Source organism: Christensenella massiliensis, from assembly GCF_040409835.1.
GTDB classification, from domain to species: domain Bacteria; phylum Bacillota; class Clostridia; order Christensenellales; family Christensenellaceae; genus Christensenella; species Christensenella massiliensis.
The window spans coordinates 1,986,136-1,999,179 of sequence record NZ_CP117826.1; the positions used below are offsets into that span (position 1 = coordinate 1,986,136).

Sequence of the window (13,044 nt, forward strand, 5' to 3'; positions counted from 1 at the left end):
AAACGAAGTATACCGACCATGAGAGAAAAGGGCCTTTCAGGCTCTTTTTTTATACAAAAAAGAAAGGAAAAAAGGGATGAAAAAAAGCAACGGTACAAAATTGAGGGAATTCAGGCAGAAATATGAAACGGCCTATACGGCGTATGGGGAACAGCGGACGGCGTTCGAGAGACGGCGGGCACAGTATATGGGCGACCACCATATCGACGGCGGAAAAGACGCGGAGGTGGTATGGAATTTTACAATGGAGCTTGTGGAGAGCCAGATCGACAGCTATATCCCGCAGCCGAAGGTAACGCCGAAGCGCCCGACGGAGGAAAACAAGCGGCTCGCGGCGGTGATCGAGGACATGCTGAAAAACGAGCTTTCAAGGATGCCGTTCGAATATTTGAACGATGAGGACGAACGGACGGTGAAAACGCTCGGAGGAAGCGCATATTTAGTAGAGTGGGACAACGCCCTGCGGACACGCGACGCGGTCGGCGGCCTTAATGTGCGGCTCATCGACCCGACGGAGTTCATTCCGCAGGAGGGCGTCTTTTTTCTGCCGTATATGGACTATATCTTCCTGACGTTTGAGGATACGAAGCAGCGCCTTTCAGAACGGTACGGCGTGGATGTTTCAAACGAAGGGATAGACCCGCAGACGGGAGAGCCGACGATCTCGGACGACACATGCACGCAGGTGGTCTGTTATTACAAAAACGGCGAGGGCGGCCTTGGATGCTTCTCGTGGGCGGGGAACACGGTCCTCATAGACGACGGGCATTATGAGCAGCGCAAGGGTAAGATATGCGCGGAATGCGGACGTGAAAAGCCGCTTTTCGGAAGCGAATGCGAGTGCGGCTGCCGGGAATGGAAGGACCGGCCGCAGGAATATGAAGAGCTGACGGAGGACGTCGTGCGCACGGACGGAACGGTGATACCCGCGGTATCGCCCGTGATGGAAAACGGAGAATGGGCGTATGAGGAATATGAGCAGCAGGCCAGAGACCCGGAGACCGGACTGCCGTTGTATGAACTGCAATTTGACGAAATGGGGCTGCCCGCCGGGGACGCGCCGGTCACACAGAAAAAGCGGCGGGTACGGCAGGAAGCAACGAAGATACCGTATTACTACCCGAACCGGTTCCCGCTGGCGGTGCGCAGGAACGTATCGGCACGGGGGCAGGTTTTGGGAGATTCGGACTGCGACGCGATACGGGATTTTCAGCTTGCGGCAAACAAGCTGCTCACCAAAGTGAACAAAAAGCTGCTGGGAGCCGGGTCTTACCTTACGAAGCCAAAAGACATGGATATCACGCTTTCCGATGAGGATATAAAGCCGATCAACATTACGAGCGCGGAGCAAGTGAGCATGCTGAAATCGATCACAATGAATTTCGATGTGGCGCAGGACCTGAATTCCGTACAGCAATATTATCAGATGGCGAAAAGCACGCTAGGGATAACGGACACCTTTCAAGGCAAGGCCGACCCAACCGCAACGTCGGGCCGGGCGAAGGAGGCGCAGATCGCGCAGGCGGCCGGGAGGCAGAATTCCAAGCAGGTGATGAAAAATGCGGCGTACGCGGAGCTTTTTGAGATCATGTTCAAATTTATGCTGGCATACGCGGACGAACCGCGGGTGTATACGACGAAAGGGGAAGATGGAGAACCGGAGGAAAGCGTTTTCAGCCGTTATGATTTTCTGCGTCAGGACGAAGCGGGGAACTGGTATTACGAGGACGGATTCCTGTTCTCGGTGGATGAAAACGGCACGGCTCAAAGGAACCGGCAGTTCATTTTGGAGGACCTGCGGACGGATTTCGGGCTGGGCGCGTATGGAAACCCGCAGGACCCGCGGACGATGCTGCGGTATTGGCGTGTGAAAGAGGGCCTCAACTATCCGAATGCCAAGCAGATGGTCAAGGAATGGCAGCAGGAGATAGAACGGCAGGAGGAAGCGCAGCAGCAGGCGCTTGCGGCACAAGCGGAAATGACTGTCTCACCGGAATTGGGCGCGGGGACACAGCTTACTGCCCCGCCGAATGGAGGACTGCCGAACGGAGGGCAGCAGCCTACCGCCGCCATACAGAACGGAGAACCGGCGCCGGACATGATGACGGAGGAACAAATGCAGGCCATGCCGGCGATGGAACAGGGCGTGCTTACGGCGCAGGCACAGCAGGTTGGCGCTATGGGTATTCCCGGTGGGCTCCCGGGCCCTGAAAGAATGGGAATGGAAGCTTCGGTGCTGCCGGAAGCGGGAAAAGAAGAAGAGATACGGGAAATCCTCGAGCAACTGGGAACGTTCGAACCGGAGGCGGCAATGCAGATCATTGCCAATATGCCCATTGAAGAGACGGAAAAAGAATTGTTGATGGAGATCGTACAGCAAGGCATGGAAAAATAAGGAGGGAGAGAAACATGGCGGTAAAAAGCAGGAGAGGAAAAAAGAAGAAGATACGGGTGACGGCAGGGAATATCCGGAACGCGGGGAGCACATGGCGGGATACGGAAGAAAAGGAGAAAGGAAAGGTACGGGTAACGGCGGGGAACATCCGGAACGGGGGAAGCAGCCAAAGACAGGCGGGAAGCAGACCGAAAAAGGAACCGGAGAGCGGCGGAGCATGGGTAACGGCGGGGAGCATACACAACGCGGGAAGCACATGGCGCACGGAAAACGGAGGCAGGCAAGCCGGAGCGGCAAGGACAGAGCAGGAGAGCGGGAAAAACGAACCGCGAAGCGCGGGCATTTTTGTATATAGCCCGTTAGAGGTCATGACTTCGTGGCGGGAAAAAGAAAAGACAACAAAGGATGCGGAACAGCCCAGCCAAAAATCATGGAGCGCGGCCGCACAGCTTCCGGCCGCGCCGGGGAGCTATCTTCCGGGAGCGGCACGGGACGTATGGACAGATTTTGCAGATGCCGGAAAAGAAATAGACGATGACATCCGCGCGCGGGAATGGGTGGATTACACGAACCGGCTGGGCAAGCCGGGGGTAAGCGCGGAGGAGCAGTCGGCGCGGAACGCGGTCAATGAGGGATACGGCCAGATGATCGGCGGAATGCAGGAGGCGGCGGATCAGAAATTCAACGAGGAGAGCGGGGACCTGTACGCATTGGGGCAGGATGTATCGATGCTGTACCACCCTGTTCCCGGAGAGGCGGGAGAGGAGCTGACAAAGCAGGCGATCGCCGCAGCGGACGAGTACAACGCGCGTACGGCGGGAAATCAGGCGCGGCAGGAAGCGGTAAATGAGGTGCGGCGGGAAAAGACGGCGGTAAACGATTGGTTCAAGCTTCAGGACGTGGCGCGGGAGATATCGGCAGCACAGGAGTCGCCGGACTATTTTGCGGCGGCGGTGGAAGCGGGGAAGCAGTCGGGAAACAACTGGTATGAGCAGGCATACAGCGACGGTAATTTTCTGAACCGGTTCGCGCAGAACGGCACGCCGGAGCAGAAGCAGGCCGTGGCGATGATCGGCGGGAACGACCTTCTGGCGGGGGCGTTCCTGCGCAAGGAAGCGTTTTTAACAGGGGACGAGCGGGACGTCCTCAATTATTATTGCGGGATCGGCGCACCGGAGGAAGCGGAAGCGTTCTACCAGCTGATCGAGAGGGAGCTGGATAAGCGAAAAAGTGATTTTCTGACAGAGAACCGCGCGGCCTACATGGCGGAGCACGACAGCGGCCTGATGCGTGCGTATGAGGCGGGCAACAATATCGCGAGCGGCATCGCGGGCAATTTCGGCATGCTGGGGGAAACGCTTGGACAGAAACTGCAGAATGCGGCAACAGGGGAATACCGGGATGTGAACCTGTACGATGTGGCGGGAACGCTGAAGCGCAACGAGGAGATTACGCGGGACGCGCTTGTGGAGGGGCTTTCCCCGGAGATGACGGCGCTTGTGGATATGGGGCTTGGCGTGGGCAAGTTTCTGCCGGCACTTGCGGCAGGCCCGGCGGCTCCCATTGTTGCGGGTATGCAGAGCGCGGGCGCGGCGTCGTATGACGCGGGAAAACGGGGTGGGAGCGTAGAACAGATGCTTCAGGCGGGCGCGGTCAGCGGAGCGGTGGACGCGGCGCTGTCGGCGCTTCCGGCGCGGGAGCTGTATAAGCTGGCGGGAAGCACGCCAAAGAGCATAACGGGCTTTGCGCGGGGAGTGCTGAAGCAGGCGGGGCTTTCAGCAACGGAAGCGGGAGTGAGCAGTTATATGCGGACGCTGGCGGACCTGTATGTGATGGGAGAGGACAGCCGTTACGAGCAATACCGCCGGGGCCTGACGGCAAAGGGCATGAGCGGGGAGGAGGCGACGCGGGAAGCGAACATGGAATTTTTCCTGCGGGAGCCAGTGATGGAAATGGTGCAGGGCGCGGGAGGCGGGGCGCTCACGGCGGGCGCGGCGCAGGCGCTTGAGATCATGACGCACCGGTTCAGCAACTGGCGGCTCAAGGTAGCGCAGGAAAGGATCTGGGAGAAATTCGTGCAGGAGGCGAACGAACTGACGGCGCGGGAGCGGGGGCTGTTCGGCGGAGAAGATTTGCAGCAGCGTCCGGAATACGCTTACGCACCGGGGATGGAATATGAATATGTGACGCCGGAGGGCGTGCGGTTTTCCGGGGGAGAAGCGGAGATACCGCAGGACAATATTGTTTTCAGCAAAGGTGGGAACGATATTTATGGGGAAATCGTGCTGTCGGAAACCTACCAGCCCTATAAACAGTTTGGAGATGAGGCGGAGTATGAGGCCGTTATACGAGAGTATAATATGGAGGGCGCGCCGGAAAGCCTTGCTGAATACAACGAATTGCGGTATACTGACCCAAAAGAAGCGTATCTGCTGGACGGATATATGCGGGCGGTAGACAAGGGAGATATCTCTGTGTTGGTAGGCTATGAGCAATACCAAGCCGTAGGAGAGCAAATAGACGGGCAGCTTGTGGGGCAGCGGACGCAGGATGGAACAGAGATCAAAGGCTTTGTACCGCACTTTGTGGACAGGATCATAGGGCAGCAGGCGGCAAATGATATTCCAATGCCCGGCATGCGCCGGGGCGTTGCGATAGAAGACGCGCTGGAGGCGTTAAGGAATCCTGACAGTATTGGGATGCCTACCATGAGAGCAGATGGAAGTTGGAGTGTTGTATACGTAAATGAGGTATGTATGGTAACAGTAAACCCATATACAGGGATGTTAATACAGTGTAATTACAGGAGAGGAAGGCGTTAAAATGTTATATTTTAGGGAAAAAGATCGTGAGTTTATTAAGAATAATTTTGATAATTGGGAAGAATTATTTAGAGAAGAAGATGTTGATCGAATCTTATTGGAATTACATCTTTTTATAGATCGAGAGGGATTTGACGAATTTTATAATCTGAACGATCTTGGACGGGAAGCGCAGCGGGTTTATGACAGTATCTATTACAACAATTAAATAGGGGATATAAGAGGAAAAGGGAGCATAACGCTATGCTCCCTTTTTTGTGTGTGGTTTATGGCGCGGGAAAGGATGTAGGACAGTTTCGCACAGGAGACGAACGGGCTGACGGCGCGGGAGCGGGGGGCTGTTCGGCGGAGAAGATTTGCAGCAGCGTCCGGAATACGCTTACGCACCGGGGATGGAATATGAATATGTGACGCCGGAGGGCGTGCGGTTTTCCGGGGGAGAAGTAGAGATACCGCAGGACAATATTGTTTTCAGCAAAGGTGGGAACGGAGACAGTCAAATTCCACAAGGATATTCTTTGCCGGAACTCATACAAGATAATTCCGAGTGGTATGAAGTAAGCGATAACGGTGATATAATGATAAGCGACAGCGCGTATATCACGGCAAAAGAGGGCAGAAAGCACCATGGGAAATATGCAGACGCTCTGAAATGGAAAGATAATCAGGTAAATAAAGCCTATAACAGCTATGTTTACCAAGTGGAACTGCACCATGATAAGATAGCGCACCCGGAAAAATATATAGAAGATTGGAATCAAAAATTTCTGGAAGAACAGTTAGGCTATTTAAAAAAGTGGAAAAAAGATGCGATGCGAAATGTGCAGGAAGCGTCTATTATGCAGGGAATTTTACGAGAGAGAGGGGTTATAAAATGAATGGATTAGCCTTGGATTTAATTGGTGAAGTGAAAGAATGGATAGAGGAGCTTCTAAAAGAGGAGGAAAGCGAATTTGTAAATGGAGAAATTCTTGCTTATATGGAAGTGTTGACGATTATCCATGACTATTTGCGGGAAGATGAAAGGGCGGCCTATGGCCTTGATTTTGACATTGATCAATATTATTTTGGTCGAATGGCACAACGCAAAAAAGAGTCAAACGGGGTGCAGTAAAGTTTTTTATTTTTTTAAAAAGAGGGAGCGCAGAAGCGCTTCTTTTTTTCTATGATGGAAACAACTGTTTTATGATATTACACAGATAAAAGACATTACCGACGACATATCCAGTCTCTACGGGGATTAACCCGTACGCCGAAATCCTCGGTAATGTCTAGTAAAATTATATCATGAAAGTGGGATTTGTAAACGGATATTTTCGGGGAGTGCTGAAGCAAGCGGGGCTTTCAGCAACGGAAGCAGGAGTGAGCAGTTATATGCGGACGCTGGCGGACCTGTATGTGATGGGAGAGGACAGCCGTTACGAGCAATACCGCCGGGGCCTGACGGCAAAGGGCATGAGCGGGGAGGAGGCGACGCGGGAAGCGAACATGGAATTTTTCCTGCGGGAGCCAGTGATGGAGATGGCGCAGGGCGCGGGAGGAGGCGCTGCCGTTGTCTGCAAACGACGGCATTGCGGCGGCACAGGTGCGGATCTGGGCGGAAAACGGGAGGCCGGTCCCGATCAGGACGGAGGATATGATAGGATAATAAAGTTGTTTTACGAAGATGTCGGGCTTTGGCGGACGGATGTCATGTAAATGGTCGCACTTTTGTGGTATAATGCTATTGTGGAAGAAGTGAAAAGAGTTCGGGAATACCGGGCTCTTTTTTGTTGTGCTGAACCACGGAAGGGAGGTGAGGAAAAATGGAAAAATGTCCCAAATGCGGAACCGACCTGCGGCTTGAAAGCGGGGGCGTCGTTGTGGAAGGCAGCGACGCTTTTTTATTGCAGAGGCAATATTGCGTGAATCCACAATGTGAAAATTATGCGGGAAAGCGAGTAACGGAGGACAGCAGGACGGTAGCAGAGCTGCGGCATAAGCTGACATAGGCCTGCGGGCAGATAATGACGCGGACCCAGCGCAAACGGGAACAAGCCTGCAAGGGATACAGAAAGGACGCTGCCAAGCGAAAAAAGGGACGAGGAGGAGCGCCGCCCTGATGGGCGGGGGAAGCGACGCACGAGTCAGCGGAGTGTGAGATGAGATAGGGGGACCCGAAGCGAATCCACAACGACGCCCGTATGTGAGATGCGGGGAAGCGGACTAAAAGCAAAGAAAGGACGCTGCCAAGCGAAAAAAGGGACGAGGAGGAGCGCCGCCCTGATGGGCGGGGGAAGCGACGCACGAGTCAGCGGAGTGTGAGATGAGATAGGGGGACCCGAAGCGAATCCACAACGACGCCCGTATGTGAGATGCGGGGAAACGGACTAAAAGCAAAGAAAGGACGCTGCCAAGCGAAAAAAGGAGACCTACTATGGAAAATGAAGAAATCAAGGATTTAAACGGCACGGAAAACGAGGAAGAACAGCGCGAAGCGAGCATTGACGAAGAATTCGGGGAGGCGATCTCAGCAGCGCTGGAAGAGACGCATAAGGAAATGGAGGAAAAGCAGGAACGGGCCGACGAGGCTGCGCGGGAACGTGCGGAGATACGCGGAAAAAAGGAAGCCGTGCATAAAGCAAAGGAGAAACCGCCGCGCAATTATGAGGCGGACAGGATAGCCGCGAGCGCACGCAGACGCATCGAACAGCTGCAGCGGGAAAATGATGAGTTTGCACGGCAGATGGGCTATGAGGATTTCCATCAGATGCGGGAGATGAACCAAGAGATGCCTGTGCGCAAAGCAGCTGTGAACGATAGCCGGGCAGACAATGAGTTCATACAGCGCGTAAACGAACAGAGATTTGCAGAAGAGCTGCGGGAATTAAACGAGCATTTTCCCGAAGCGAACGCATGGACGCCGGATGATTTTTTTAAGCTGGAGAATTCACAGGAGATAATCAAGCTGGCGGGCGCCGGCGTACCGCTTTACCGCGCCTATGCGGCTTATGCCACGGATTCTATTGCACAGAGCCGTGCCGCCGCGGCGAGACGTGCGGCGCTGAGTGCGCAGGGGAAAGAACATCTTAGAAAATTGGGCGGCATAGGGAGCGCAACGGGAGAAAGTATCCCGCAAGACGTTTTAGAGCAATATCGCCTGATTAATCCAAAAGCGACGGACGCGGAGATCCTTGCACATTGGCGGCGGCGGGACTGAACACACAAAAAAGCCGGGAAAACCGGCACAGAAAGGAGAAACAGCATGAAAAAAGACACGTATGCCGGGAGGATCAACAACAACGGCACACAAAGGGTGGAGGCACTTTTCACAACGAAGAAAAAGGCAAAGTCCGTTGTGAAAAAAGGAAATGACCTGAGAAGCGGAACGAAAGGAGGAAAGTAAGATGAAATTACACAAGTATGACATTACGAGCGCAACGCCGCTCGAACTGATCCCAAATGCGGCCAGTGCATTTTTGATCGGACAGGCAATCAAGCTGGCGAATGGAACCGCAGCAGCATGCGCGGCGACGGATAAGCCGATATTCATCTGTATGAAAAACAGTGCGGCGGATGATTTGGAGCCGCTGCCGGTAGTGCGTGTGAATCCGCATATGGAGCTTGCAGCAGAGCTCTCGGCCGCAGGAACGTCACTGAAAGCGGGCGACGCAGTAACACTCGCTGCGGACGGGGTCCGCGTGACGGCGACCACGACAAAAGGCGTATTTACCATCACGGGATTTGAGGATGGAAACGCTGTGGGCGACACTGTATATGGCAGGATACTCGACGCCGATACCGCGGCGGCGGGGTGATGGAACAAGCAAGCGGACGATAGGGAATTGAGAATAAGTAATAGTTGAAGAGAAGGAGCGCGGTCTGAACAAGGGGGATTCCCGAATGACCTGTGTTCCGGCGCCGTGGCGCGCAAATCAATTGCGTCGGCAAAACCGACGCAATTTCTATTCCCTATGGAGGAACGAACAAAAGGACATGCCCTGTGGGCAGGGCGAGAGAGGAAAAGTAGGGAATCCAGCACAACTCGAACGAAGTGAATTGTGCTGGGAAGAGGACGACTTGCCCGAAAAGTGAATTTTTCGGCACAAGCCGGAAATGAGCCAAAAGTGTAAAGGAGGACGAAATGGCAGGTATTGTATTTTCAGAAAGTTCAGGTATCAACGATAGTGTTTATGGGAAAAGCCAACAGCCGATCAGAATGTTTGTAGAGAAGCAGGTGGAAGCGTTTGAGGAAAAGTCGGCGCTTCCCAATGTGTTTATGACAGCCGATTCCAAAAATTTCTCTGAGAAGCTGACAGGTATGACGTCGATGAACGGCTTTATGCCGACGGGAGAGGGCGGAGCTTATCCGCAGGACGAGATGCAGGAGGGGTATGCAAAGGTCCTTGAGCATGTGACTTGGAAAGATTCGTTTGCGGTGACGCAGGAAATGGTGGAGGACAGCAAAGCGCTTGATCTGCGCAGCAAGCCCTATGCATTCGTGAGCGGATATCAACGCACACGGGAACAGTTTGGCGCCGCGCTGCTCGCGGGGGGCATCAGCGGAACAAGCATGAAGTTCCGGGGAATGAAATTTTCCACGGCAGGCGCGGACGGCAAAAAGCTGTTTGCGCACAACCACCCCGCTAAGGTAAAGGGAGACGCGCAGTCTAATTTGTTCAAGGACGCATTCTCGGCGGATACGCTGGCAGCGATGGAATGCCGGATGCAGGATTTCCGCGACGATAACGGACAGGTGCTGGCGATTGCGCCGGATACGATTATCATACCGAATGACTGGCAGCTGAAAAAAGACGTTTTTGCAGCGCTTGGCGCGGACAAGGACCCGAACACGGCAAACAATGGATTCAACTACACGTTCGGGCGGTTCCATGTGGTGATCTGGCAGTATTTGAACCAGTTCATAGACGCAAAAGACAAGCCGTGGATCATGATGGACAGCAATTACAACACGGAATGCGGCGGGGCCGTATGGTTAGACCGCATCAAGCTTGCGGTGAAGTCTTATGTGGATGAAAACACGGACAACAACATTTGGAAAGGCCGTTCGCGGTTTATTGCCGGCTTTAACGACTGGCGCGCGTTTGCGGTGGGCGGAGTCGCCTCCGACACAAATGCTGTGGAGCTGATCAAGGCGGCGGCATAAGAAAAACGGCGAGCGGGCAGCATGCCCCGGAAAGCCGGCGGCAGGGAATGGGCGGAGGCCCATTCCCGCGCCGCAAAAGAAAGGAAGGAAGCAATGACTTGGAAAGAGATCAGAGACGAATGCCTGAAGCTGATGTATTCCTATTCCAAAAAAGGAAGTGTGGTCCCGGCGTCGGACGGAAACCTAAAGGATTATATACTTGCGATGCCGGGGGCGGCGAACATTGCGCTGTATGACATTGCGCGGGCGCTTCCGGATATCCGAAAGTATACCGTAGAACAGGAAGAGAGCGAAGCGGCGCAGGAATATGATATGCGGGAGCTGACGAAGCAGAACGGCCGGATCGTGTTTATGAGGTTTGCAGACAAATATGCAGATGGAGGCGTGCCGTGCGCGATATTGCCGGATGGGCACACCTTATGGGTAGACGGGGCGTTCGAAGGGCGGTTCCACATCTATTATCACGCCGCCCCGGAGGAATTTACGGACAGCACGCCGGACGATTATGTACCGGAGCTGCCTCCGGGTGCAGCAAACCTGATACCCTTTTGTATGGCGTCTTCCCTGTTTAAGGACGACGATGCTTCCATTGCGTCTATGCTTTGGAACGAATATGCACAGCGTTTGGAGGGATTGTGGAGCGATGCAGTGCGTGCAGGAGAAACGGAGTACGTATGCACGACAGGATGGATATGAAGCGGCTACGCCGCGGCGGCGTAGGAAGGAAAAGGAGGGAACAGGATGAAAACGGTAAGCGTACCGCAGCGCAGGGAGCCGGGGCGCATCGTGATCGAACAATTCAGGGGCGCGGATTTTTCAACATACAGCGGAAATGTGGACCTGAAACGGTCGCCGGATATGCTGAACATGATATCCGACCGGAACGGACAGCCCGTAAAGCGCTTCGGATATGAAAAGATCGCGGAATATGATGGCCGGATCAACGGGATATTTGAACTGGCGACGCCGGAAAAGCGTTACCGTTTCGTACACGCGGGAACAAAATTTATTTTATGCGGCGATACGCCGGAAGAGGACACGGTGCTCTCAGAGCAGATGAACGACGCGCGTTCCACCGCGTTTCAGATGAGCGCGGCACAGAAAGCAGACGGAACAGGAGCGCTTAAGCCCACGTTATGGCTGCTTGACGGAGAAAATTATTATTGCTGTGATGGCGAAACGATAGAAAAGACGGCGGAAAGCGCGAACGTATATATCCCGACGACGGTCATCTCGCGGAATCCGGGAACGGCAGATCCGGGCGGTGAAGCGTATGAAGCGGTGAACCGTTTGAATAAATGGCGGAAAAACTCTTTCTTAGTGACGGCAGAGAAAACGGCGGAAAAGGTATTTATGCTGGATTTTTGTCCGCTGGATGCGGATACAGTGACGGCGGAGATCCTTTCCGCAAGCGGCGCGTGGGTGAAAAAGACGGAAAATACAGATTTCACGGTGGATCGGAAGACGGGGGCGATAACGTTTAAAACGGCACCGGGAAAATCGCCGGAGGAGGGCGCGGACAACGTGCGCATCACGGCGGCAAAAGCAGTGGACGGATACGCGGATACGATCGGGAACTGCACGGTACAGACGCTGTTTGGATTATCGAGTTACGATCAAGCGTTTTTGACAGGCAATCCGCAGTATATCAACTATCATTATTATTCTCACCCATCGGAGCCGACCTATTTTCCGGATACGAATTATGCGGTAGTCGGACAGGAAAACACAGCGATCATGGGATATCGAAAATCCGGAGAATATCTTGTCGTTATCAAGGAAAACAACTATCAGGATGCGACCGCCTTTTTGATGAGCGGAACGCTGTGGGAGGACGGCGAGGACAAAAAGATCGTATATTCGATGCAGCAGGGTATCGCCGGTGTGGGCGCCGTATCGAAATACTGCTTCTGCGACCTAAGGGACGACCACCTTTTCCTCTCGGAAGAAGGCGTGTTCGCGGTCACGACGAATGCGGTGACTGCGGAAAAATATGCACAGACGAGGAGCGCGCTCATCGACCGGCGGCTGAAAGGACATGATCTGAAAAATGCCGTAGGCATCGTGCATGGCGGATATCTATATCTTGCGGTAGACGGCGTTTGCTTTGTAGCCGATGCGGCCCAGAAGCATTATGACGGGAAAGGAGCGGAGCAATATCAATATGAATGGTATTACTGGGATGATATGCCCGTCCGTGTATGGGGAACGGGAGACGGCGGCAAGGAGCTTTTGTTCGGTACGGATGACGGCGCGGTGATGCGTATGGCGCGCGAAAAGATATCTGCGAGCTATATGGATGAGGACCGGGCGATCAGGGCCTACTGGACGACGCCGACCATCGACTTTTCCTATGGAGATCTTTTTAAGACGCTGCGCTATCTGTTTACACGGCTTCAGCCGTATGCGAGGTCTTCTTTCAAGACGTATATCCGCATAGACGGAGCATGGCAGCTGATCGACGAGCGGACGGTGGACATCATATCCTTTGCGGACATGGATTTTCGCCGTTTTTCATTCAACACGAACGCGGACGATCTGACGGCGGCCATGACGGTGAAAGCAAAAAAGCTCATCACGACGCAGCTTCGGTTCGAGAATGGCGAGAAAAAAGAGGGATTCGGGCTGCAGGGCATCATCGCGCACTTTAATACAAAGAACAGGATCAAATAAAACGGAGG

14 protein-coding genes are annotated in these 13,044 nt (G+C 53.9%); all 14 read left to right on the forward strand.

Annotation, left to right across the window (positions count from 1 at the left end):
- Nucleotides 1-76: 76 nt before the first annotated feature.
- The 14 genes from PUP29_RS09645 to PUP29_RS09710 all read left to right on the forward strand — a co-directional run bounded on the left by PUP29_RS09645 (nucleotide 77) and on the right by PUP29_RS09710 (nucleotide 13,036).
- Nucleotides 77-2,395 (forward strand): hypothetical protein, encoded by a 2,319-nt coding sequence (locus PUP29_RS09645; RefSeq protein ID WP_079546123.1) that lies wholly within the window; start codon nucleotides 77-79, stop codon nucleotides 2,393-2,395.
- A gap of 14 nt (nucleotides 2,396-2,409) precedes the next feature.
- The gene (locus PUP29_RS09650; RefSeq protein WP_079546122.1) at nucleotides 2,410-5,217 is read left to right on the forward strand and encodes a hypothetical protein; all 2,808 of its coding nucleotides are present in this window, start codon (nucleotides 2,410-2,412) and stop codon (nucleotides 5,215-5,217) included.
- Nucleotide 5,218: 1 nt separating this feature from the next.
- Nucleotides 5,219-5,425, forward strand: coding sequence for a hypothetical protein (locus PUP29_RS09655; RefSeq protein WP_079546121.1), 207 nt, complete (start codon nucleotides 5,219-5,221; stop codon nucleotides 5,423-5,425).
- Nucleotides 5,426-5,460: 35 nt separating this feature from the next.
- The gene (locus PUP29_RS09660; protein WP_353423171.1) at nucleotides 5,461-5,628 is read left to right on the forward strand and encodes a hypothetical protein; all 168 of its coding nucleotides are present in this window, start codon (nucleotides 5,461-5,463) and stop codon (nucleotides 5,626-5,628) included.
- Complete coding sequence (locus tag PUP29_RS09665; protein WP_353423172.1) at nucleotides 5,574-6,095, forward strand: hypothetical protein; 522 nt, start codon at nucleotides 5,574-5,576, stop codon at nucleotides 6,093-6,095. The genes PUP29_RS09660 and PUP29_RS09665 overlap by 55 nt, the downstream gene beginning before the upstream one ends.
- Entirely contained in the window at nucleotides 6,092-6,331 is a 240-nt protein-coding gene (locus PUP29_RS09670) for a hypothetical protein (RefSeq protein WP_079546119.1), read from the forward strand. Before PUP29_RS09665 ends, PUP29_RS09670 begins: the two co-directional genes overlap by 4 nt.
- Before the next feature lie 173 nt (nucleotides 6,332-6,504).
- Nucleotides 6,505-6,915: a hypothetical protein gene (locus PUP29_RS09675; protein ID WP_079546118.1), complete on the forward strand. Its 411-nt coding sequence runs from the start codon at nucleotides 6,505-6,507 to the stop codon at nucleotides 6,913-6,915.
- 107 nt (nucleotides 6,916-7,022) lie between these two features.
- The gene (locus tag PUP29_RS09680) at nucleotides 7,023-7,208 is read left to right on the forward strand and encodes a hypothetical protein (protein ID WP_079546117.1); all 186 of its coding nucleotides are present in this window, start codon (nucleotides 7,023-7,025) and stop codon (nucleotides 7,206-7,208) included.
- A 425-nt stretch (nucleotides 7,209-7,633) separates the two neighbouring features.
- Complete coding sequence (locus tag PUP29_RS09685) at nucleotides 7,634-8,416, forward strand: hypothetical protein (protein ID WP_079546116.1); 783 nt, start codon at nucleotides 7,634-7,636, stop codon at nucleotides 8,414-8,416.
- Nucleotides 8,417-8,461: 45 nt separating this feature from the next.
- Nucleotides 8,462-8,602: a hypothetical protein gene (locus PUP29_RS09690; RefSeq protein ID WP_353423173.1), complete on the forward strand. Its 141-nt coding sequence runs from the start codon at nucleotides 8,462-8,464 to the stop codon at nucleotides 8,600-8,602.
- Between the two features lies 1 nt (nucleotide 8,603).
- Nucleotides 8,604-9,014 carry a hypothetical protein gene (locus PUP29_RS09695; protein ID WP_079546115.1) on the forward strand — a complete coding sequence of 137 codons (411 nt, stop codon included), beginning with the start codon at nucleotides 8,604-8,606 and terminating at the stop codon, nucleotides 9,012-9,014.
- Between the two features lie 326 nt (nucleotides 9,015-9,340).
- On the forward strand, nucleotides 9,341-10,363 hold the full coding sequence (locus tag PUP29_RS09700; protein ID WP_079546113.1) for a hypothetical protein: 1,023 nt from the start codon (nucleotides 9,341-9,343) through the stop codon (nucleotides 10,361-10,363).
- A gap of 93 nt (nucleotides 10,364-10,456) precedes the next feature.
- Nucleotides 10,457-11,059: a hypothetical protein gene (locus PUP29_RS09705; protein WP_353423174.1), complete on the forward strand. Its 603-nt coding sequence runs from the start codon at nucleotides 10,457-10,459 to the stop codon at nucleotides 11,057-11,059.
- 45 nt (nucleotides 11,060-11,104) lie between these two features.
- Nucleotides 11,105-13,036 (forward strand): hypothetical protein, encoded by a 1,932-nt coding sequence (locus tag PUP29_RS09710; RefSeq protein WP_079546111.1) that lies wholly within the window; start codon nucleotides 11,105-11,107, stop codon nucleotides 13,034-13,036.
- Nucleotides 13,037-13,044 lie beyond the last annotated feature (8 nt).